The sequence below is a fragment of the Geodermatophilus sp. URMC 62 genome, assembly GCF_052931475.1.
In genome coordinates this window covers 1,034,036-1,054,844 of the sequence record NZ_JBRFHY010000001.1, presented here as the reverse complement: position 1 = coordinate 1,054,844, position 20,809 = coordinate 1,034,036, and the positions used below count along the sequence as shown (strand labels likewise).

The 20,809-nt window shown below is 70.2% G+C and carries 33 protein-coding genes; all 33 read left to right on the top strand.

What is annotated here, in order from left to right; genetic code table 11:
* Position 1 precedes the first annotated feature (1 nt).
* The 33 genes from rpsG (at position 2) to ACU616_RS04870 (ending at position 20,764) form a co-directional block, all read left to right on the top strand.
* On the top strand, positions 2–472 hold the full coding sequence (gene rpsG, locus ACU616_RS05030; RefSeq protein ID WP_073421335.1) for a 30S ribosomal protein S7: 471 nt from the start codon (positions 2–4) through the stop codon (positions 470–472).
* A gap of 99 nt (positions 473–571) precedes the next feature.
* Entirely contained in the window at positions 572–2,671 is a 2,100-nt protein-coding gene (gene fusA, locus ACU616_RS05025; RefSeq protein ID WP_446757388.1) for an elongation factor G, read from the top strand.
* Positions 2,672–2,762: 91 nt separating this feature from the next.
* Positions 2,763–3,956, top strand: a complete 1,194-nt coding sequence (tuf, locus tag ACU616_RS05020) for an elongation factor Tu (RefSeq protein WP_446757387.1) — start codon at positions 2,763–2,765, stop codon at positions 3,954–3,956.
* A gap of 169 nt (positions 3,957–4,125) precedes the next feature.
* The gene (gene rpsJ / locus ACU616_RS05015) at positions 4,126–4,431 is read left to right on the top strand and encodes a 30S ribosomal protein S10 (RefSeq protein WP_014742859.1); all 306 of its coding nucleotides are present in this window, start codon (positions 4,126–4,128) and stop codon (positions 4,429–4,431) included.
* A gap of 16 nt (positions 4,432–4,447) precedes the next feature.
* Positions 4,448–5,113, top strand: coding sequence for a 50S ribosomal protein L3 (gene rplC / locus ACU616_RS05010; RefSeq protein WP_446757386.1), 666 nt, complete (start codon positions 4,448–4,450; stop codon positions 5,111–5,113).
* Entirely contained in the window at positions 5,110–5,913 is an 804-nt protein-coding gene (gene rplD / locus ACU616_RS05005; RefSeq protein ID WP_446757385.1) for a 50S ribosomal protein L4, read from the top strand. Before rplC ends, rplD begins: the two co-directional genes overlap by 4 nt.
* Positions 5,910–6,212, top strand: a complete 303-nt coding sequence (gene rplW, locus ACU616_RS05000; RefSeq protein WP_446757384.1) for a 50S ribosomal protein L23 — start codon at positions 5,910–5,912, stop codon at positions 6,210–6,212. The genes rplD and rplW overlap by 4 nt, the downstream gene beginning before the upstream one ends.
* 71 nt (positions 6,213–6,283) lie before the next feature.
* Positions 6,284–7,117 carry a 50S ribosomal protein L2 gene (gene rplB, locus ACU616_RS04995; RefSeq protein WP_446757383.1) on the top strand — a complete coding sequence of 278 codons (834 nt, stop codon included), beginning with the start codon at positions 6,284–6,286 and terminating at the stop codon, positions 7,115–7,117.
* A gap of 23 nt (positions 7,118–7,140) precedes the next feature.
* Positions 7,141–7,422, top strand: coding sequence for a 30S ribosomal protein S19 (gene rpsS / locus ACU616_RS04990; protein ID WP_446757382.1), 282 nt, complete (start codon positions 7,141–7,143; stop codon positions 7,420–7,422).
* Between the two features lie 28 nt (positions 7,423–7,450).
* Positions 7,451–7,930 carry a 50S ribosomal protein L22 gene (gene rplV / locus ACU616_RS04985; protein WP_446757381.1) on the top strand — a complete coding sequence of 160 codons (480 nt, stop codon included), beginning with the start codon at positions 7,451–7,453 and terminating at the stop codon, positions 7,928–7,930.
* Positions 7,930–8,847: a 30S ribosomal protein S3 gene (gene rpsC, locus ACU616_RS04980; protein WP_446757380.1), complete on the top strand. Its 918-nt coding sequence runs from the start codon at positions 7,930–7,932 to the stop codon at positions 8,845–8,847. Before rplV ends, rpsC begins: the two co-directional genes overlap by 1 nt.
* Positions 8,848–8,850: 3 nt before the next feature.
* On the top strand, positions 8,851–9,267 hold the full coding sequence (gene rplP, locus ACU616_RS04975) for a 50S ribosomal protein L16 (protein ID WP_014377986.1): 417 nt from the start codon (positions 8,851–8,853) through the stop codon (positions 9,265–9,267).
* Complete coding sequence (rpmC, locus tag ACU616_RS04970) at positions 9,267–9,500, top strand: 50S ribosomal protein L29 (protein WP_446757379.1); 234 nt, start codon at positions 9,267–9,269, stop codon at positions 9,498–9,500. The genes rplP and rpmC overlap by 1 nt, the downstream gene beginning before the upstream one ends.
* On the top strand, positions 9,497–9,796 hold the full coding sequence (gene rpsQ, locus ACU616_RS04965; RefSeq protein ID WP_446757378.1) for a 30S ribosomal protein S17: 300 nt from the start codon (positions 9,497–9,499) through the stop codon (positions 9,794–9,796). The genes rpmC and rpsQ overlap by 4 nt, the downstream gene beginning before the upstream one ends.
* A 220-nt stretch (positions 9,797–10,016) precedes the next feature.
* On the top strand, positions 10,017–10,385 hold the full coding sequence (rplN, locus tag ACU616_RS04960) for a 50S ribosomal protein L14 (RefSeq protein ID WP_073421359.1): 369 nt from the start codon (positions 10,017–10,019) through the stop codon (positions 10,383–10,385).
* Positions 10,386–10,387: 2 nt separating this feature from the next.
* A complete protein-coding gene (gene rplX / locus ACU616_RS04955) occupies positions 10,388–10,729 on the top strand; it encodes a 50S ribosomal protein L24 (RefSeq protein WP_446757377.1) in 342 nt (113 codons plus the stop codon).
* A gap of 2 nt (positions 10,730–10,731) precedes the next feature.
* A complete protein-coding gene (rplE, locus tag ACU616_RS04950; protein ID WP_446757376.1) occupies positions 10,732–11,316 on the top strand; it encodes a 50S ribosomal protein L5 in 585 nt (194 codons plus the stop codon).
* Positions 11,317–11,335: 19 nt separating this feature from the next.
* Positions 11,336–11,521: a type Z 30S ribosomal protein S14 gene (locus ACU616_RS04945; protein ID WP_446757375.1), complete on the top strand. Its 186-nt coding sequence runs from the start codon at positions 11,336–11,338 to the stop codon at positions 11,519–11,521.
* 143 nt (positions 11,522–11,664) lie between these two features.
* Positions 11,665–12,069: a 30S ribosomal protein S8 gene (gene rpsH, locus ACU616_RS04940; RefSeq protein WP_446757374.1), complete on the top strand. Its 405-nt coding sequence runs from the start codon at positions 11,665–11,667 to the stop codon at positions 12,067–12,069.
* 14 nt (positions 12,070–12,083) lie between these two features.
* Positions 12,084–12,623 carry a 50S ribosomal protein L6 gene (gene rplF, locus ACU616_RS04935; protein ID WP_446757373.1) on the top strand — a complete coding sequence of 180 codons (540 nt, stop codon included), beginning with the start codon at positions 12,084–12,086 and terminating at the stop codon, positions 12,621–12,623.
* Entirely contained in the window at positions 12,623–13,030 is a 408-nt protein-coding gene (rplR, locus tag ACU616_RS04930; RefSeq protein ID WP_446757372.1) for a 50S ribosomal protein L18, read from the top strand. The genes rplF and rplR overlap by 1 nt, the downstream gene beginning before the upstream one ends.
* Positions 13,031–13,070: 40 nt before the next feature.
* Positions 13,071–13,685 carry a 30S ribosomal protein S5 gene (rpsE, locus tag ACU616_RS04925; protein WP_072919083.1) on the top strand — a complete coding sequence of 205 codons (615 nt, stop codon included), beginning with the start codon at positions 13,071–13,073 and terminating at the stop codon, positions 13,683–13,685.
* A 1-nt stretch (position 13,686) separates the two neighbouring features.
* Positions 13,687–13,866, top strand: a complete 180-nt coding sequence (rpmD, locus tag ACU616_RS04920) for a 50S ribosomal protein L30 (RefSeq protein ID WP_446757371.1) — start codon at positions 13,687–13,689, stop codon at positions 13,864–13,866.
* 13 nt (positions 13,867–13,879) lie between these two features.
* The gene (gene rplO, locus ACU616_RS04915; RefSeq protein WP_446757370.1) at positions 13,880–14,323 is read left to right on the top strand and encodes a 50S ribosomal protein L15; all 444 of its coding nucleotides are present in this window, start codon (positions 13,880–13,882) and stop codon (positions 14,321–14,323) included.
* Positions 14,324–14,489: 166 nt separating this feature from the next.
* Positions 14,490–15,800 (top strand): preprotein translocase subunit SecY, encoded by a 1,311-nt coding sequence (gene secY / locus ACU616_RS04910; RefSeq protein WP_446757369.1) that lies wholly within the window; start codon positions 14,490–14,492, stop codon positions 15,798–15,800.
* Positions 15,800–16,399, top strand: a complete 600-nt coding sequence (locus ACU616_RS04905; protein ID WP_446757368.1) for an adenylate kinase — start codon at positions 15,800–15,802, stop codon at positions 16,397–16,399. Before secY ends, ACU616_RS04905 begins: the two co-directional genes overlap by 1 nt.
* Positions 16,400–16,469: 70 nt before the next feature.
* On the top strand, positions 16,470–17,273 hold the full coding sequence (gene map / locus ACU616_RS04900; RefSeq protein WP_446757367.1) for a type I methionyl aminopeptidase: 804 nt from the start codon (positions 16,470–16,472) through the stop codon (positions 17,271–17,273).
* Positions 17,274–17,558: 285 nt separating this feature from the next.
* Positions 17,559–17,780, top strand: a complete 222-nt coding sequence (infA, locus tag ACU616_RS04895; protein WP_012950459.1) for a translation initiation factor IF-1 — start codon at positions 17,559–17,561, stop codon at positions 17,778–17,780.
* 73 nt (positions 17,781–17,853) lie between these two features.
* Positions 17,854–17,967, top strand: coding sequence for a 50S ribosomal protein L36 (gene rpmJ / locus ACU616_RS04890; protein ID WP_012950458.1), 114 nt, complete (start codon positions 17,854–17,856; stop codon positions 17,965–17,967).
* A gap of 14 nt (positions 17,968–17,981) precedes the next feature.
* Positions 17,982–18,362 (top strand): 30S ribosomal protein S13, encoded by a 381-nt coding sequence (gene rpsM, locus ACU616_RS04885; protein WP_012950457.1) that lies wholly within the window; start codon positions 17,982–17,984, stop codon positions 18,360–18,362.
* 99 nt (positions 18,363–18,461) lie between these two features.
* The gene (gene rpsK, locus ACU616_RS04880) at positions 18,462–18,869 is read left to right on the top strand and encodes a 30S ribosomal protein S11 (protein WP_012950456.1); all 408 of its coding nucleotides are present in this window, start codon (positions 18,462–18,464) and stop codon (positions 18,867–18,869) included.
* A gap of 35 nt (positions 18,870–18,904) precedes the next feature.
* Positions 18,905–19,531 carry a 30S ribosomal protein S4 gene (gene rpsD, locus ACU616_RS04875; protein ID WP_091108653.1) on the top strand — a complete coding sequence of 209 codons (627 nt, stop codon included), beginning with the start codon at positions 18,905–18,907 and terminating at the stop codon, positions 19,529–19,531.
* Positions 19,532–19,687: 156 nt separating this feature from the next.
* A complete protein-coding gene (locus ACU616_RS04870; RefSeq protein WP_446757366.1) occupies positions 19,688–20,764 on the top strand; it encodes a DNA-directed RNA polymerase subunit alpha in 1,077 nt (358 codons plus the stop codon).
* Positions 20,765–20,809: the final 45 nt, after the last annotated feature.

Sequence of the window (20,809 nt, the reverse complement as noted above, 5' to 3'; positions counted from 1 at the left end):
CATGCCGCGCAAGGGCCCCGCACCGCGCCGTCCGCTGGTCGCCGACCCCGTCTACCAGTCGCCGCTGGTGACCCAGCTGGTCAACAAGGTGCTCGTCGACGGCAAGCGCTCGGTCGCCGAGGCGATCGTCTACGGCGCCCTCGAGGGCGCCCGCGCCAAGACCGACACCGACCCGGTGGTCACGCTCAAGCGCGCGCTGGACAACGTCAAGCCGGCCCTCGAGGTCCGCAGCCGCCGCGTCGGTGGTGCGACCTACCAGGTCCCGGTCGAGGTCCGCGCCTCCCGGAGCACCACCCTCGGCCTGCGCTGGCTGATCCAGTACAGCCGCGCCCGTCGGGAGAAGACGATGACCGAGCGCCTCATGAACGAGCTGCTCGACGCCAGCAACGGCCTCGGTGCCGCGGTCAAGCGCCGCGAGGACACCCACAAGATGGCCGAGTCGAACAAGGCCTTCGCGCACTACCGCTGGTAGTCGCACCACGCTGGCCTGAGCCAGCACCCGCGGCCGGCGGAGGAGTCCGGGCCACCCCCGGACGTCCGCACGCGGACCCTGAGCACAGAGGAGTGAGGAATGGCCAGCAACGAGGCCCAGCTCGCCAAGACCCGCAACATCGGGATCATGGCGCACATCGACGCCGGCAAGACCACGACGACCGAGCGCATCCTCTTCTACACCGGCATCAACTACAAGATCGGTGAGGTCCACGACGGCGCGGCCACGATGGACTGGATGGAGCAGGAGCAGGAGCGCGGCATCACCATCACGTCCGCCGCGACGAAGTGCTCCTGGAACGGCTACGACATCAACATCATCGACACCCCGGGGCACGTCGACTTCACCGTCGAGGTGGAGCGGTCCCTGCGCGTGCTCGACGGTGCCGTGGCCGTCTACGACGGTGTCGCCGGCGTCGAGCCGCAGACCGAGCAGGTCTGGCGGCAGGCGGAGAAGTACGGCGTCCCGCGCATGTGCTTCGTCAACAAGCTCGACCGCACCGGCGCGGACTTCTTCCGCTGCGTCGACATGATGGTCGAGCGGCTGGCTGCCAACCCGGCGGTGCTGCAGCTGCCGATCGGCGCCGAGGCCGACTTCATCGGCGTCGTCGACCTGGTGCAGATGCGGGCGCTCACCTGGCGCGGTGAGACCGCGATGGGTGAGGACTACGCCATCGAGGAGATCCCCGCCGAGCTCGCCGACCAGGCCGCGGAGTACCGCGAGAAGCTGCTCGAGACCGTCGCCGAGACCGACGACGAGCTCATGGAGGCCTACCTCGGTGGCGAGGAGATCTCCGTCGAGACGCTGAAGGCCGCCATCCGCAAGGCCACCATCGCCGCGCAGATCAACCCGGTGCTCACCGGGACGGCGTTCAAGAACAAGGGCGTGCAGCCCCTGCTCGACGCCGTGACCGACTACCTGCCCAGCCCGCTGGACGTCGAGGCGATCGTCGGCACCGCCATGGACGGCGAGACCGAGGTCCTGCGGCACGCCGACGAGGACGAGCCGTTCTCCGCGCTGGCCTTCAAGATCCAGACCGACCAGCACCTCGGCAAGCTGACCTACGTCCGGGTCTACTCCGGCCGGCTGTCCTCCGGGTCCCCGGTGCTCAACAGCACCAAGGACCGCAAGGAGCGGATCGGCAAGATCTACCAGATGCACGCCAACAAGCGCGAGGAGCGCCAGGGCGTGGGTGCCGGTCAGATCGTCGCCGTCGTCGGCCTGAAGCAGACGACCACGGGGGACACCCTCTGCGACCCGCAGAACCCGGTGATCCTCGAGTCGATGACCTTCCCGGCCCCGGTCATCTCCGTCGCCATCGAGCCGAAGACCAAGGGCGACCAGGAGAAGCTGGGCACGGCGATCCAGAAGCTGGCCGAGGAGGACCCGACCTTCCAGGTCAAGCTCGACGAGGAGACCGGCCAGACGGTCATCTCCGGCATGGGCGAGCTGCACCTGGAGATCCTCGTCGACCGCATGCGGCGCGAGTTCAAGGTCGAGGCCAACGTCGGCAAGCCGCAGGTCGCCTACCGCGAGACCATCCGCAAGGCGGTGGAGAAGGTCGACTACACCCACAAGAAGCAGACGGGTGGGTCGGGCCAGTTCGCCAAGGTGCAGGTCAGCATCGAGCCACTGGAGGTCGCCGCCGACGGCCCGACCTACGAGTTCGTCAACGCCGTCACCGGTGGTCGCATCCCCAAGGAGTACATCCCCTCGGTCGACCAGGGCATGCAGGACGCCATGCAGTACGGCATCCTCGCCGGCTACCCGATGGTGGGCGTCAAGGCGACCCTCGTCGACGGCCAGTACCACGAGGTCGACTCCTCGGAGATGGCCTTCAAGATCGCCGGCTCGATGGTCTTCAAGGAGGCCGCCCGCAAGGCCAGCCCGGCCCTGCTCGAGCCGATGATGGCCGTCGAGGTCGTCACGCCCGAGGACTACATGGGCGACGTCATCGGCGACCTGAACTCCCGGCGCGGGATGATCCAGGCGATGGAGGAGCGCTCCGGCGCCCGCGTCGTCCGGGCCCTGGTCCCGCTCTCGGAGATGTTCGGCTACGTGGGCGACCTGCGCAGCCGCACCCAGGGGCGGGCGAGCTACACCATGGTGTTCGACTCGTACGCCGAGGTCCCGCAGAACGTGGCCAAGGAGATCATCGCCAAGGCCACCGGCGAGTGACCCGCCGGGCGGGGTGCGTCCCCGCCCGGCTCCCCAGCAAGCCCACCCCAGAGTTCGCGCACGACTGCGACACCACGAGGAGAGGAACCCAGTGGCCAAGGCCAAGTTCGAGCGGACCAAGCCGCACGTCAACATCGGCACCATCGGGCACATCGACCACGGCAAGACCACGCTGACCGCGGCGATCACCAAGGTGCTGCACGACAAGTACCCCGACCTCAACGAGGCGTCGGCCTTCGACCAGATCGACAAGGCGCCCGAGGAGAAGGCCCGCGGCATCACGATCTCGATCGCCCACGTCGAGTACCAGACGGAGAACCGTCACTACGCGCACGTCGACTGCCCCGGGCACGCCGACTACATCAAGAACATGATCACCGGTGCGGCGCAGATGGACGGCGCCATCCTGGTGGTCGCCGCGACCGACGGCCCGATGCCGCAGACCAAGGAGCACGTCCTCCTGGCCCGCCAGGTCGGCGTCCCCTACATCGTCGTGGCGCTGAACAAGGCCGACATGGTCGACGACGAGGAGATCCTCGAGCTCGTCGAGCTGGAGGTCCGCGAGCTGCTCAGCGAGTACGAGTTCCCGGGCGACGACGTCCCCGTGGTCCGCGTCTCGGCGCTCAAGGCCCTCGAGGGCGACGCCGAGTGGGGCGACAAGCTCATGGAGCTCATGACCGCCGTCGACACTGCGATCCCCGAGCCGCAGCGCGAGATCGACAAGCCGTTCCTCATGCCCGTCGAGGACGTCTTCACCATCACCGGCCGCGGCACCGTGGTGACCGGTCGCGTGGAGCGCGGCATCGTCAAGGTGTCGGAGACCGTCGAGATCGTCGGCATCCGCCCGAACTCGACCTCGACCACCGTCACCGGCGTCGAGATGTTCCGCAAGCTGCTCGACCAGGGCCAGGCCGGCGACAACGTGGGCCTGCTGCTGCGCGGCATCAAGCGCGAGGACGTCGAGCGCGGCCAGGTCGTCGTGAAGCCGGGCTCGATCACCCCGCACACCAACTTCGAGGGGTCGGTCTACATCCTCTCGAAGGACGAGGGTGGTCGTCACACGCCCTTCTTCAACAACTACCGTCCGCAGTTCTACTTCCGGACCACGGACGTCACGGGCGTCGTGACCCTGCCGGCCGGCACCGAGATGGTCATGCCGGGCGACAACACCGAGATGACGGTCGAGCTCATCCAGCCGATCGCCATGGAGGAGGGCCTGCGGTTCGCCATCCGTGAGGGTGGCCGCACCGTCGGCGCCGGTCGCGTTACCAAGATCATCAAGTAACACCCCCGACGGGCGGCGGTGCACCCCTGCACCGCCGCCCGTCCCCGGGTGGCGGCGTCCCGTGTGGGCAGCGCCACCCGAACCGCTGGGGCCGACCGGATGACGGTCGCGACCACCCGGCGTTCCCCAGCTACGAACGAACACCGATCGGCAGGAGCAGAAGACAGCGATGGCGGGACAGAAGATCCGCATCCGGCTGAAGGCCTACGACCACGAGGCGATCGACGCCTCGGCGCGGCGCATCGTCGACACGGTGACCAAGACCGGTGCGCGCGTCGTCGGCCCGGTGCCGCTGCCGACGGAGAAGAACGTGTACTGCGTCATCCGCTCGCCGCACAAGTACAAGGACTCGCGCGAGCACTTCGAGATGCGCACGCACAAGCGCCTCATCGACATCCTCGACCCGACGCCGAAGACGGTCGACGCGCTCATGCGCATCGACCTGCCGGCCTCGGTCGACGTGAACATCCAGTAAGGGACCGAGACCAGTCATGGCGAGTACGTTCCGCGGGCTCCTCGGCGAGAAGCTGGGGATGACCCAGGTATTCGACGAGAACAACCGCATCGTGCCGGTGACCGTCGTCAAGGCGGGTCCGTGCGTGGTGACGCAGGTGCGCACCCCCGAGGTGGACGGCTATTCGGCCCTCCAGCTCGGCTTCGGCGAGATCGACCCCCGCAAGGTGAACAGGCCCGAGGGCGGCCACTTCGCGAAGGCCGGCGTGACGCCGCGGCGCCACCTCGTGGAGCTGCGCACCGAGGACGCCGCGAACTACACGGTCGGCCAGGAGTTGACCGCCGAGGTGTTCGACGGCATCGCCAAGGTCGACGTCATCGGCACGAGCAAGGGCAAGGGCACCGCCGGTGTCATGAAGCGCCACGGGTTCAAGGGCCTCGGCGCCGCGCACGGCACCCAGCGCAAGCACCGCTCGCCCGGCTCCATCGGTGGCGCGTCCACCCCCGGCCGCGTGTTCAAGGGCCTGCGGATGGCCGGCCGCATGGGCGCGGTCAAGACCACGACCCTCTCGCTCAACGTCCACAAGGTGGACACCGAGCGCGGGCTGCTGCTGATCAAGGGCGCCATCCCGGGCCCCAAGGGCGGCCTCGTGCTCGTCCGTTCGGCCGTCAAGGGCGGCCCCGTGGGGAGTGAGAACCAGTGACCCAGTCGACCACGACCGAGGCCGCGCGCACCGACCGCCAGGTCGACGTCCGCACGCCGGCGGGGGAGACGGCCGGCAGCGTGACGCTGCCCGGCGCCCTGTTCGACGCGTCGGCCAACGTCTCGCTCATGCACCAGGTGGTCGTGGCCCAGCTGGCCGCCGCCCGCCAGGGCACGCACGCGACGAAGACGCGCGGCGCCGTCAGCGGTGGTGGCGTCAAGCCCTACCGCCAGAAGGGCACCGGTCGCGCCCGGCAGGGCTCGATCCGCGCGCCGCAGTTCACCGGCGGTGGCACCGTGCACGGTCCCCAGCCGCGCGACTACTCCCAGCGCACGCCCAAGAAGATGAAGGCCGCCGCCCTGCGCGGTGCCCTCTCCGACCGGGCCCGCGAGGGCCGCGTGCACGTGGTCACCACCTTCGTCGAGGGCGACGCCCCGAAGACCAAGGCGGCCCTGGCCACCCTCGACGCGCTCACCTCGGCCAAGCGGGTGCTCGTGGTCCTCGACCGCGACGACGTCCTCAACTGGGTGAGCCTGCGCAACGAGCCGCGGGTGCACCTGCTCGAGGCCGGCCAGCTCAACACCTACGACGTGCTGCTCAGCGACGAGGTGGTCTTCACCGAGACCGCCCTCGCCGAGTTCGTCGCCGGCCCGCACGGTGGCGCGGTCTCGCTGGCCAAGCCCGACCTGACGACGCCGGACATCCCGGGTGCGATCCCGTCGATCCAGCCGGCCGAGGGCACCACCGACCTCGACCTCGCCCCGACCGAGGCCGCCGACAGCACGGAGGAGAGCAAGTGAGCGTCCGCGACCCCCGGGACGTCCTGCTGTCCCCGGTCATCTCGGAGAAGAGCTACGGGCTGCTGGACGACAACCAGTACACGTTCGTGGTCCTGCCCGAGGCGAACAAGACGCAGATCAAGATCGCCGTCGAGCAGGTCTTCAACGTGAAGGTCCTGTCGGTGAACACCGCCAACCGCCAGGGCAAGCGCAAGCGCAGCCGCGGGACCCGGATGGGCAAGCGCAAGGACACCAAGCGCGCCATCGTCTCGCTGGCCCCCGGCGACCGCATCGAGATCTTCGGCGGTCCGGGCGCCTGAGCCGGCGCACGCCGACCCGCACCCGCGACCACTGATCCGGACCAGAGAGAACAGACAGGGACTCCAGACCCATGGCCATCCGCAAGTACAAGCCGACGACGCCGGGCCGCCGCGGCTCCAGCGTCGCCGACTTCGCCGAGGTCACCCGCGACCATCCCGAGAAGTCGCTGGTCCGGCCGCTGCACGGTCGCGGCGGGCGCAACGTGCACGGGAAGGTCACCGCCCGTCACCAGGGCGGTGGCCACAAGCGCGCCTACCGCCTGATCGACTTCCGCCGGGCGGACAAGGACGGCGTGCCGGCGAAGGTCGCGCACATCGAGTACGACCCGAACCGCACCTCGCGCATCGCGCTGCTGCACTTCGCCGACGGGGAGAAGCGCTACATCCTGGCGCCGGCGCGGCTCAGGCAGGGCGACACGGTGGAGTGCGGCCCCGCGGCCGACATCAAGCCGGGCAACAACCTGCCGCTGCGCAACATCCCGGTCGGCACGGTGGTCCACGCCATCGAGCTGCGTCCCGGTGGCGGCGCGAAGATCGCCCGGTCGGCGGGCACCAGCGTCCAGCTGGTCGCCCGTGAGGGCCGCTTCGCGCAGCTGCGCATGCCCTCGGGCGAGATCCGCAACGTCGACGTCCGCTGCCGCGCGACGGTCGGCGAGGTGGGCAACGCCGAGCAGTCCAACATCAACTGGGGCAAGGCCGGCCGCATGCGCTGGAAGGGCAAGCGCCCGACCGTCCGCGGTGTCGCCATGAACCCGGTCGACCACCCGCACGGTGGTGGTGAGGGCAAGACCTCCGGTGGCCGCCACCCGGTCAACCCGAAGGGCAAGCCGGAGGGCCGCACGCGCAAGCGCAAGGCCAGCGACGCCCTGATCGTGCGCCGTCGCCGCACCAACAAGAAGCGCTGAGCGGGTAGAGGAGTCCGACAGACATGCCACGCAGCCTGAAGAAGGGCCCGTTCGTCGACGACCACCTGCTCGCCAAGGTGGACGCCCAGAACGACAGGGGCACCAAGACCGTCATCCGGACCTGGTCCCGGCGCTCGACGATCATCCCCGACATGCTCGGCCACACCATCGCCGTGCACGACGGGCGCAAGCACGTCCCGGTCTTCGTGACCGAGGCGATGGTCGGGCACAAGCTGGGCGAGTTCGCCCCCACCCGGACCTTCCGGGGCCACGTCAAGGACGACCGCCGGTCCCGGCGGGGCTGAGCACGGTCCCGGGAGAGAGAGACACGAGATGACTTCCCAGCTGGGAGAGGAGACGCAGGTCGCCCGGGCCACCGCCCGGTTCGTCCGCGTCGCCCCCATGAAGGCACGCCGGGTGGTGGACCTGATCCGCTACCTGCCCACCGACGAGGCCCTGGCCCTGCTGCGGTTCGCCCCGCAGGCGGCCAGCGAGCCGGTGGCCAAGGTCGTCGCCAGCGCCGTCGCCAACGCCGAGCACAACCTGCGGCTGGACCCGGCCGCGCTCGTCGTCAGCGCCGCGTACGTCGACGAGGGCCCGACGCTCAAGCGGATCCGTCCGCGCGCCCAGGGTCGCGCCTACCGCATCAACAAGCGGACCAGCCACATCACCGTCGAGGTGACCGAGGTCAGCGCCAGCGCCGACCTCGCCGGCAAGTCCCGCACCGCCCGTCGCCGTACCGGCCAGTCCGGTCCCGCGGCGCAGCAGCAGGGCACGCAGCAGCGCTCCAACACGAGGGGAGGGACCCGCTAGTGGGTCAGAAGGTCAACCCGCACGGGTTCCGCCTGGGCATCACCACCGACTACAAGTCCCGGTGGTACGCCGACAAGCTGTACAAGGACTACGTCAAGGAAGACGTGGCCATCCGCAAGCTCATGTCCAAGGGCATGGAGCGCGCCGGCATCTCGAAGGTGGAGATCGAGCGCACCCGTGACCGGGTCCGCGTCGACATCCACACCGCCCGGCCGGGCATCGTCATCGGCCGCCGCGGCGCGGAGGCCGACCGCATCCGCGGCGAGCTGGAGAAGCTGACCGGCAAGCAGGTGCAGCTCAACATCCTCGAGGTGAAGAACCCCGAGGCCGACGCCCAGCTGGTCGCGCAGGCCGTGGCCGAGCAGCTGTCCAGCCGGGTGAGCTTCCGCCGCGCCATGCGCAAGGCGATGCAGTCCGCGCAGCGCAGCCCGCAGGTCAAGGGCATCCGGGTGCAGTGCTCCGGGCGCCTGGGCGGCACCGAGATGAGCCGGTCGGAGTTCTACCGCGAGGGCCGCGTGCCCCTGCACACCCTCCGGGCGAACATCGACTACGGCCTCTACGAGGCCCGCACCACCTTCGGCCGGATCGGCGTCAAGGTGTGGATCTACAAGGGTGACGTCAGCGGCTCCCGTGCCGAGCGGGAGGCCCTCGAGGCCCTCGCCGCCCGGCAGCAGCGCCGTGAGCGGCCGCAGCGCCCCCGCCGGTCGGGCTCCAGCGGCACGACCGCCGGTGGCACCGAGGCCGGCCGGGCCGCGGCCGAGTCGTCCGGGACCCCGGCCGGCCCGGACACCGCCGACAGCACCCTGGCGGTGACCTCCGGCGAGGTCGCGCCCGAGCAGACCGTCGCCCAGGCCGCCGGGCCCGAGGCGACCGCCGCGGCCGAGACGACCGCGGCCGAGACCACGACGGAGGGCTGACACGTGCTGATCCCCCGGCGCGTCAAGCACCGCAAGCAGCACCACCCGAGCCGCTCCGGCCGGGCCAAGGGCGGTACCGAGATCAACTTCGGTGAGTACGCCATCCAGGCCCTGGAGCCGGCCTACGTGACCAACCGGCAGATCGAGTCCGCCCGTATCGCCATGACCCGCCACATCCGGCGTGGTGGCAAGGTCTGGATCTCCATCTACCCGGACCGTCCGCTCACCAAGAAGCCGGCCGAGACCCGCATGGGTTCCGGCAAGGGCTCGCCGGAGTGGTGGGTGGCCAACGTCAAGCCGGGCCGGGTGCTCTTCGAGCTCTCCGGTGTGGCCGAGCCGGTGGCCCGCGAGGCCATGCGCCGCGCCATCCACAAGCTGCCCATGAAGTGCCGCTTCATCACGCGTGAAGGAGAGGTGTGATGGCCGCCGGCCTGACCGCCCCGGAGCTGCGCGAGCTCTCGGCCGACGAGCTCGCCACGCGGCTGCGTGAGTCCAAGGAAGAGCTGTTCAACCTGAGATTCCAGGTGGCCACCGGCCAGCTGGACAACAACCGGCGGCTGCAGACCGTCCGCCGCGACATCGCCCGGATCTACACGATCATGCGCGAGCGCGAGCTGGGTCTCTCGGTCGCCCCGAGCGAGGGTGTGGCATGAGCGAGCCCGAGAACACCGCTGTCGCCAGCGGCCCCGGCCTGGCCGGTCGTGGCTACCGCAAGGTCCGCGAGGGTCTGGTCGTCAGCGACAAGATGGAGAAGACCATCGTCGTCGAGGTCGAGGACCGCGTGAAGCACGGCCTCTACGGCAAGGTCCTCCGGCGTACCAGCAAGCTGAAGGCCCACGACGAGCAGGGGGTCGCCGGGATCGGCGACCGCGTGCAGATCATGGAGACCCGGCCGCTGTCGGCCACCAAGCGGTGGCGGCTGGTCGAGGTCCTCGAGAAGGCCAAGTAGGACCGTTCGGGGTCCACCGGACCCTGTGACCCACGCCCTCCGGGCAGCGTCACGGGACCGGGTACCCTGAAGGACTGGCGCCCCTCCGGGAGTGCGCCACATCCCGGTACCCGTGTCGGACGCACCGGCGGCATCCGCTGCCGGTGCGTCCGCACGTGGGTGCCGGACAGCCGGTTCACCGATCCGGCCCGGCTGTCACCACTGAGATTGGGAGTAGGACGTGATCCAGCAGGAGTCGCGGCTCCGGGTCGCCGACAACACCGGTGCGAAGGAGATCCTCTGCATCCGGGTGCTCGGTGGCTCCGGGCGGCGCTACGCGGGCATCGGCGACGTCATCGTCGGCACCGTGAAGGACGCCATCCCCGGCGCCGGCGTCAAGAAGGGCGACGTCGTCAAGGCCGTCGTCGTCCGCACGGCGAAGGAGCGGCGTCGTCCCGACGGCTCCTACATCCGCTTCGACGAGAACGCCGCGGTGATCATCCGCGACAGCGGCGACCCGCGGGGGACCCGCATCTTCGGTCCCGTCGGCCGCGAGCTGCGCGACAAGCGCTTCATGCGGATCATCTCGCTCGCCCCGGAGGTGCTCTGACCATGGCAGAGACGAAGAAGACCCCGTCCATGAAGGTCAAGAAGGGCGACACCGTCGTGGTGCTGTCCGGCAAGGACAAGGGCGCCCGGGGCCGCGTCATCGCCGCCTACCCCAAGCTGCAGAAGGTCCTCGTCGAGGGCGTCGGCCGCGTCAAGAAGCACACCCGCATCAGCTCGAACCAGCGGGGCGCGCAGCAGGGCGGGATCGTCACCCAGGAGGCTCCCATCCACGTCAGCAACGTGATGGTGATCGACTCCGAGGGCAAGCCGACCCGGGTCGGCCACCGCAAGGACGAGGAAGGCCGCAACATCCGGGTGTCGCGGCGGACCGGTAAGGACCTGTGACGATGACTGCCCCCACCCGCGAGCTCCCGCGCCTCCTGGAGCACTACCGCGAGTCGATCGTGCCGGCCCTCCAGGACGAGTTCGGCTACGCCAACGTCATGCAGATCCCGCGGCTGACCAAGATCGTGGTCAACATGGGTGTCGGCGAGGCCACGCGTGACGCCAAGCTGATGGACGGCGCGGTCCGCGACCTGACCGCCATCACCGGTCAGCGTCCCGCCGTCGTCCGCGCGCGCAAGTCCATCGCCCAGTTCAAGCTGCGCGAGGGCATGCCGATCGGCGCCAAGGTCACCCTCCGCGGCGACCGGATGTGGGAGTTCCTCGACCGGCTCCTGGCGCTGGCCCTGCCCCGCATCCGCGACTTCCGCGGCCTGTCGGCCAAGCAGTTCGACGGACACGGGAACTACACCTTCGGGCTGACCGAGCAGTCGATGTTCCGCGAGATCGACGTCGACAAGATCGACCGTCCCCGCGGCATGGACATCACCCTCGTCACCACCGCCACGACCGACGAGGAGGGTCGCGAGCTGCTCCGCCTGCTCGGCTTCCCCTTCGCCGGCCTGACCGTCGTGACCACGACCCGCTGAGCCGGGGCAGGAGAGACAGATGGCCAAGAAGGCGCTGATCAACAAGGCGGCCCGCACGCCCAAGTTCGCGGTCCGCGGCTACACCCGCTGCCAGCGGTGCGGTCGTCCGCACTCGGTCTTCCGCAAGTTCGGCCTGTGCCGGATCTGCCTGCGGGAGATGGCGCACGCCGGCGAGCTGCCCGGCGTCAGCAAGTCCTCCTGGTAACGGAGGCACCTGGCACACGGCCGCCCTGCAGGGTCCCGTCACGAGCGTGCGAGTGACGGGGGGCAGGGGGGTCCTTACCGCCGAGAGGCCCACGCGAGGGACGCGTGCGGAACCGCGGCGAGAGAGGCACGACACCCATGACGATGACCGACCCGATCGCGGACATGCTCACGCGGCTGCGCAACGCGAACACGGCCTACCACGACCAGGCGGCGATGCCGTCGTCGAAGCTCAAGACGCACATCGCCGAGATCCTCCAGCAGGAGGGCTACATCGCCGGCTGGCGCGTCGACGAGGTCGAGAAGGACGGCGCCACCCGCAAGGAGCTGGTGATCGACCTGAAGTACGGCCCCAACCGCGAGCGCAGCATCGCCGGTGTGCGCCGGGTGTCCAAGCCGGGCCTGCGGGTCTACGCCAAGTCGAACGCCCTGCCGAAGGTGCTCGGCGGCCTCGGGGTGGCGATCATCTCCACCTCCACCGGGCTGCTGACCGACCGGCAGGCGACCAAGAAGGGCGTGGGCGGGGAAGTCCTCGCCTACGTCTGGTAAGAGGAGCGAGCGAGATGTCACGGATCGGACGACTCCCGATTCCCGTGCCGAGCGGCGTGGATGTGTCCGTCGACGGCCAGACGGTCAGCGTGAAGGGCCCCAAGGGCCAGCTGGCGCACACCGTCGCGGCGCCCATCACCGTCACCAGGGGCGAGGACGGCGTCCTGTCGGTGCAGCGCCCCGACGACGAGCGCGAGAGCCGGGCCCTGCACGGCCTGTCCCGCACCCTGATCGCCAACATGATCACCGGCGTCACCGAGGGCTACACCAAGACCCTCGAGATCGTGGGTGTCGGTTACCGCGTCCAGGCGCGGGGGTCGGACCTCGAGTTCGCCCTCGGTTTCAGCCACCCGGTGCCCGTCCGGGCCCCGGAGGGCATCACCTTCACCGTCGAGTCGCCGACGCGCCTGCGCGTCACCGGCATCGACAAGCAGCAGGTCGGTCAGGTGGCCGCCAACATCCGCGGGCTGCGCCGGCCGGACCCCTACAAGGGCAAGGGCGTCCGGTACCAGGGCGAGGTCGTGAAGCGCAAGGTCGGGAAGACGGGTAAGTGATGGCACAGACCGAGAAGGCCGCTCGGGTGCACACGCCCGTCGGCACCGACATCAGCACCGCGCGCCGCGTCTCGCGGCTGCGCCGCCACAACCGGCTCCGCAAGCGCGTGGCGGGGACCGCCGAGCGCCCGCGCCTGGTGGTCAACCGCAGCTCGCGGCACATCCACGTGCAGGTGGTCGACGACACCGTCGGCCGTACGCTGGTGAGCGCCTCGACGCTGGACGCCAGCCTGCGCAGCGCCGAGGGCGACAAGTCCGCCCTGGCCCGCCGGGTGGGGGCCCTGGTCGCCGAGCGTGCCCAGGCCGCAGGCATCAGCCGGGTCGTGTTCGACCGGGGTGGCAACCGCTACCAGGGCCGCATCGCCGCGCTCGCCGACGGCGCGCGCGAGGGCGGGCTGGACTTCTGATGAGCAGCACCGCGAACCAGCAGATCGAGAGGGACGTCTGATGCCAGGACCACAGCGACGCGGCGGCGGCGCCGGCGGCGGCAACGACCGCCGGGACCGTCGTGACGGCGGGCGGGGGCCCGGCGGCGCGCCTGCCGAGAAGAGCAACTTCATCGAGCGCGTGGTGGCGATCAACCGCGTGTCGAAGGTCGTCAAGGGCGGTCGGCGCTTCAGCTTCACCGCCCTGGTGATCGTCGGCGACGGTGACGGCACCGTCGGCGTCGGCTACGGCAAGGCCAAGGAGGTGCCCGCGGCCATCGCCAAGGGCGTCGAGGAGGCTAAGAAGCACTTCTACAAGGTGCCGCGCATCGCCAGCACCATCCCGCACCCGGTGCAGGGTGAGGCCGCGGCCGGCGTCGTGCTGCTCAAGCCGGCCAGCCCCGGTACCGGTGTCATCGCCGGTGGCCCGGTGCGTGCCGTCCTCGAGTGCGCGGGCATCCACGATGTGCTCTCGAAGAGCCTCGGCTCGTCCAACCCCATCAACATCGTGCACGCCACCATGCAGGCGCTGAAGGACCTCGTCCGCCCCGAGGAGATCGCCGCCCGTCGCGGGCTGCCCCTCGAGGACGTCGCCCCGGCCGCCATGCTGCGGGCGCGTGCGGGCCAGGGGGTCTGACGTGGCGCAGCTGAAGGTCACCCAGGTCCGGTCGACGATCGGCACGAAGCCCAACCAGCGGCAGACGCTGCGCTCGCTGGGCCTCAAGCGGATCAACGACACGGTCGTGCAGGAGGACCGTCCCGAGATCCGCGGGATGGTCGCCGCGGTGACGCACCTCGTCGCCGTCGAAGAGATCTGAGCAGGGACTCACCATGACTCTCAAGGTCCACCACCTGCGCCCGGCCCCGGGCGCCCACACCGCCAAGACGCGCGTCGGCCGGGGTGAGGGCTCCAAGGGCAAGAGCGCCGGTCGCGGCACCAAGGGCACCGGAGCGCGCGGCAACACCTCCCCGCGCTTCGAGGGCGGCCAGACGCCGCTGCACATGCGGCTGCCCAAGCTGTCGGGCTTCAAGAACCGGAACAAGGTCGTGTTCCAGGTCGTCAACCTCGACCGGATCGCGGTGCTGTTCCCCCAGGGCGGGCACGTCGACCCCGACTCCCTGGCCGCGGCCGGCGCCGTCCGCCGCGGTCAGCCGGTGAAGGTCCTCGGCTCCGGGGACCTCGGCGACGTCCGGGTCACCGTGCACGCGCACGCCTTCTCGGGCTCGGCCGCCGAGAAGATCGCCGCGGCCGGGGGCAGCGCCACCCGCATCTGAGCGACGACGGCCCCCGGGGCGCGCCATCGGCGCCCCGGGGGTCGTTCCGCTGCTCAGCCCACCGGAGGCGAGACCCCGCGGCCGCCCTGCAGGGCCCGCCGCGAGCCTGCGAGTGGTGGGGGGCAGGGTGGTCCTTACACTCATCCGACCGAGCAGGGGAGGGCACGTGCTGCAGGCGTTCGCCGCGGCGTTCCGGACGCCAGACCTCCGGCGCAAGTTGCTGTTCTCCCTGGCGATGATCGCCGTCTACCGGCTGGGCGCCTCGGTGCCGGGGCCCGGGGTGTCGATCGAGGCCATCAACAGCTGTCTCGAGCAGGCCCAGTCGGGGTCGCAGCGCGACGTCTACTCGCTGGTCAACCTGTTCTCCGGCGGGGCGCTGCTGCGACTGTCGGTCTTCGCGCTCGGGATCATGCCCTACATCACGGCCAGCATCATCGTGCAGCTGCTGGTCGTGGTCATCCCGCGGTTCGAGCAGCTGAAGAAGGAAGGCCAGTCGGGCCAGCAGAAGCTGACCCAGTACACGCGCTACCTGACGATCGCCCTGGCGATCCTGCAGAGCACCGGCATCATCGCGCTGGCCCGCAGCGGCCAGCTGTTCCCCGGCTGCCAGCAGGAGATCATCCCGTCGGACAGCATCTGGTCGACGATCGTCCTGGTCATCACGCTCACCGCCGGCACGGCCGTGATCATGTGGCTGGGGGAGCTGCTGACCGAGAAGGGGATCGGCAACGGGATGTCCGTGCTGATCTTCACCTCGATCGCCGCGCGCATCCCGGCCGAGGGCGGCTCCATCCTGCAGACCCGCGGCGGCGTCGTCTTCGCCGTCGTCTGCGCCTTCGCGCTGCTGATCATCGGCGCGGTCATCTACGTCGAGCAGGCGCAACGACGCATCCCGGTGCAGTACGCCAAGCGCATGGTCGGCCGCCGCATGTACGGCGGGACGTCGACCTACCTGCCGCTGAAGGTCAACCAGGCGGGCGTCATCCCGGTCATCTTCGCCTCCTCGCTGCTCTACCTGCCGCAGCTGATCACCCAGCTCCAGGGCGACGAGACCGGCCCGGTGCGCCAGTTCTTCGAGAACTACGTCATCGACCAGGCCAGCCCGGTGCACGTGGCCCTGTACTTCGGTCTGATCGTCTTCTTCACGTACTTCTACGTGTCGATCACCTTCAACCCGGAGGAACGGGCCGACGACATGAAGCGCTACGGCGGCTTCATCCCCGGCATCCGCCCCGGACGGCCGACGGCGGAGTACCTGCAGTACGTGCTGTCCCGGATCACCCTGCCCGGGTCGATCTACCTCGGGATCGTGGCCGTGCTGCCGAACTTCTTCCTGTCCATCACGCAGCAGGGAGCGAACCAGAACTTCCCGTTCGGTGGGACGGCAGTTCTGATCATGGTGGGAGTGGGCTTGGAGACCGTGAAGCAGATCGAGACGCAGCTCAACCAGCGCAACTACGAAGGGTTCCTGAAGTAGTGCGCGTCGTGCTGCTCGGCCCCCCGGGGGCGGGCAAGGGGACCCAGGCCCAGATCATCGCCGGCCGGCTCGGGGTGCCGGCCATCTCCACCGGCGACATCTTCCGCGCCAACGTCAGCGGCCAGACCGACCTCGGCAAGCAGGCCAAGGCCTACATGGACGCCGGTGACCTGGTGCCCGACGAGATCACCGTCGCCATGGTCCGTGACCGGCTCGCCGAGCCCGACGCCAAGGCCGGGTTCCTGCTCGACGGCTTCCCGCGGACCATCGCCCAGGCCGAGCAGCTGCGCGGCTCCCTCGACGAGCTGGGGCAGCACCTCGACTGCGTCCTCGAGCTCGTGGTCGACCAGGACGAGCTGGTGCGCCGGCTGTCCGGTCGCCGCATGCTCGTCGACGGCGAGTGGGTGCAGCGCGACGACGACAAGCCCGAGACCGTCCGGCACCGCCTCGAGGTGTACCGGGAACAGACCGCCCCCCTCTCCGGCTTCTACGACACCGAGGGGCTGCTCGCGCAGATCGACGCGATCGGGACCGTCGAGGAGGTCACCGACCGGGCGATGTCCGCGCTGGGGCAGGCCGGGCAGTCGAACGACAGCTGAGGGGACGGCGGCGCCGATGTCGGCCGGGATCCTGACCCGCCTCCCGCTGCTGGCGAAGTGGAGTGGACGCATGATCCAGATCAAGACGCCGCACGAGATCGAGCTGATGCGCGCCTCCGGCCTGGTGACGGCCGGAGCGATCGCCGCCGTCACGGCGGCCGTCCGCCCCGGTGTCAGCACGAAGGAACTCGACGCCGTCGCCGAGGACCACATCCGGTCCCACGGTGCGGTGCCGAACTTCCTGGGCTACCACGGCTTCACCGGCACGATCTGCGCGTCGATCAACGACGAGATCGTGCACGGGATCCCCGACCCCGACCGGCGGCTGGCCGAGGGCGACAACATCTCCATCGACTGCGGCGCGATCCTCGAGGGCTGGCACAGCGACTCGGCGGTGACCGTCACGGTGGGGGAGCCGTCGGCCGAGGACGCCGCGCTGCTGGAGGTCACCGAGCGCTCGATGTGGGCGGGGCTGGCCCGTGCCGTCGCGGGCGGCCGGCTCACCGACATCAGCGCCGCCGTCGAGTCCGTCGTCACCGCCGAGACGCACCCCTACGGCATCGTCGACCACTACGGCGGCCACGGGATCGGCACCGAGATGCACCAGGACCCGCACGTCCTCAACTACGGGCGGCCGGGGCGCGGGCCGCGGCTGGTCCCGGGCCTGGCGCTGGCCATCGAGCCGATGGTGACCGTCGGCGACCCGGCCACCGCCGAGCTCGACGACGGCTGGACCGTGGTCACCAAGGACGGCTCGCGGGCCGCCCACTTCGAGCACACCGTCGCCATCACGCCCGAGGGGCCCTGGGTCCTGACGGCGGTGGACGGCGGCGTCGCGGGGCTCGCCCCCTTCGGGATCACCCCCCGCCAGTAGGCCCCCTGCAGGCGCCCGCCGCGAACGCGCGAGTGGCGGGGAGCACGGGGTCCTTGCTGGAGGGCGGGTTGGAGGGGCCCGGGACAGCGGGGTACAATGAACGACGGCGTTCGCGCCGTCCTGTCGTCGTGCTGTGGCCGCGCGGCACGGGACGCCCTCGCGGGAGCGCCTGCACCAGTTGTCCCGCAAACCACCGTGTGCGACCCCGGCCGGGCTCCGGCATGGTCGCACGCGATCCAGCACCACACCGGAATGCACCACCGAGTCAGGGAGGCCGTGTCGGGCATGGCGAAGAAGGACGGGGCCATCGAGGTCGAGGGTCGCGTCGTCGAGCCGCTGCCCAACGCGATGTTCCGGGTCGAGCTGCAGAACGGACACCGGGTGCTCGCCCACATCAGCGGCAAGATGCGCCAGCACTACATCCGCATCCTGCCGGAGGACCGCGTCGTCGTGGAGCTCTCGCCCTACGACCTGACCCGCGGTCGCATCGTCTACCGCTACAAGTGACCGCCGCCGGCGCGGGGTGCCTCCGGGTGCCGTGCGGGCGGCCATCGATCGACAGGAATGAGGGGCGGCACCGGTGAAGGTCCAGCCGTCGGTGAAGAAGATCTGCGACAAGTGCAAGGTGATCCGCCGGCACGGCCGGGTCATGGTCATCTGCGACAACGCCCGCCACAAGCAGCGGCAGGGCTGAGGGAGTACCTGGACATGGCACGACTGGCCGGCGTCGACCTGCCCCGCGACAAGCGGATGGAGATCGCGCTCACCTACATCTACGGCATCGGCAAGACCCACGCCAAGGAGACCCTGGCCGCGACGGGCGTCAGCCCCGACCTGCGCGTCCGGGACCTCGGCGACGAGGACCTGCTGAGGCTGCGCGACTACATCGACGAGCACTTCCGCGTCGAGGGTGACCTGCGCCGCGAGGTGGCTGCCGACATCCGCCGCAAGGTGGAGATCGGCTGCTACCAGGGCCTGCGCCACCGCCGCGGGCTGCCCGTCCACGGTCAGCGCACCCGCACCAACGCGCGCTCGAGCAAGGGCCCGCGCAAGACCATCGCCGGCAAGAAGAAGGCCGGCAAGAAGTAAGCCGTGAGGCGCGTCGTCGCACGACCCGTGAGGGCGGGAGCGACGGCGCGCCGCTCGTGCTCACCTGGCCACTGATCGTCAGAAGGAAACCGGAGAGACATGCCTCCCAGGGCTCGCGCCGCGGCTGGTGCCAAGAAGGTCCGCCGCAAGGAGAAGAAGAACGTCGCCCACGGCGCCGCGCACATCAAGAGCACGTTCAACAACACGATCGTGTCGATCACCGACCCCACCGGCAACGTGATCAGCTGGGCGTCCGCCGGCCACGTCGGCTTCAAGGGCTCCCGCAAGTCGACGCCGTTCGCCGCCCAGATGGCTGCCGAGAACGCCGCGCGCAAGGCGCAGGAGCACGGCATGCGCAAGGTCGACGTCTTCGTCAAGGGCCCCGGCTCCGGCCGCGAGACCGCGATCCGCTCGCTGCAGGCCACCGGCCTCGAGGTCGGGCAGATCCAGGACGTCACCCCGCAGCCGCACAACGGCTGCCGCCCCAAGAAGCGCCGCCGGGTCTGACCGGCCACTGACGAGAAGAACGAGGAGTACCTGACGTGGCCCGTTACGCCGGAGCCGACTGCCGCATGTGCCGGCGCGAGAAGATGAAGCTGTTCCTCAAGGGCAGCAAGTGCGAGTCCCCGAAGTGCCCGATCGAGATCCGGCCCTACCCGCCGGGCGAGCACGGCCGGGGCCGCAGCAAGGACAGCGAGTACCTCCTGCAGCTGCGCGAGAAGCAGAAGGCCCGCCGCATCTACGGCGTCCTCGAGAAGCAGTTCCGCGGCTACTACGAGGAGGCCAACCGCAAGACCGGCAAGACCGGTGAGGTCCTGCTGCAGATCCTCGAGTCGCGGCTGGACAACGTCGTGTACCGGGCCGGCTGGGGCGAGAGCCGCGACATGGCCCGCCAGCTGGTCAAGCACGGCCACATCCGCGTGAACGGCCGCAAGGTCGACATCCCGTCCTACCGGGTGAGCGCGAACGACATCGTCGAGGTCGCCGAGAAGTCGCGGCGGATGGTGCCCTTCGAGATCGCCCAGGCCCGCGCCGGCGAGCGGCCCGTGCCGCCGTGGCTGGAGGTCATCAGCGGCCAGCTGCGCGCCGTCGTGCACAGCGTCCCGGCCCGCCAGGTGATCGACACCCCGGTCCAGGAGCAGCTGATCGTCGAGCTCTACTCCAAGTAGTCGAAGGACCCCGTCCTCCTCATCCCTCGCACGCTCGGGACGAGCCTCGGGACGGGGCCGACGGCCCCGGCGGGCGGACGGATGTCCGCCGGGGCCTGCACCACCCCCCTCACGGCGTCATATGGCGGGCGTCGGAGGACCCTGAGGAGAACACCCATGCTCATCGCACAGCGCCCCACGCTGACCGAGGAGACCATCTCCGAGCAGCGCTCGCGGTTCGTCATCGAGCCGCTGGAGCCCGGCTTCGGCTACACCCTCGGCAACTCCCTGCGCCGCACCCTCCTGTCGTCGATCCCCGGCGCTGCTGTCACCAGCATCCGGATCGAGGGCACCCTGCACGAGTTCACGACCGTGCCGGGCGTCAAGGAGGACGTCACCGAGATCATCCTGAACCTCAAGGGTCTGGTGGTCAGCTCCGACTCCGACGAGCCGGTGACCATGTACCTGCGCAAGCAGGGGCCCGGTGAGGTCACCGCCGCCGACATCGCGCCGCCGGCCGGTGTCGAGGTGCACAACCCCGACCTGCACATCGCCACCCTCAACGGCAAGGGCCGCCTCGAGGTCGAGCTGGTGGTCGAGCGGGGCCGCGGCTACGTGCCGGCGCCGCAGAACAAGCAGCCCGGCCAGGAGATCGGCCGGATCCCGGTCGACTCCATCTACTCGCCGGTCCTCAAGGTCACCTACGCCGTCGAGGCCACCCGCGTCGAGCAGCGCACCGACTTCGACCGCCTGGTCGTCGACGTCGAGACCAAGCCGTCGATCGCCCCGCGCGACGCGATCGCCTCGGCCGGGTCCACGCTGGTCGAGCTGTTCGGTCTGCTGCGCGAGCTCAACGTCGACGCCGAGGGCATCGAGGTCGGCCCCAGCCCGGCCGAGGCCGCCGACATCGCGAACTTCTCGATGCCGATCGAGGACATGGACCTCACCGTCCGGTCCTACAACTGCCTCAAGCGCGAGGGCGTGCACACCGTCGGGGAGCTGGTCACCCGCTCGGAGGCCGACCTGCTCGACATCCGCAACTTCGGGGCCAAGTCCATCGACGAGGTCAAGATGAAGCTGGCGGCCATGGGCCTGGCGCTCAAGGACAGCCCGCCCGGGTTCATCCCGACCTCGGTCGAGAGCTACGACGAGGGCTACGAGACCGACGCCTACCACGGCACCACCGAGTACGGCGCCGAGTACGGCCAGGTCCAGTACGACGACGGCTCCTACCAGGAGACCGAGCAGCTCTGACGAAGGACCCCGCTGCTCCCCACCGCTCGCAAGCTCGCGGCGGGA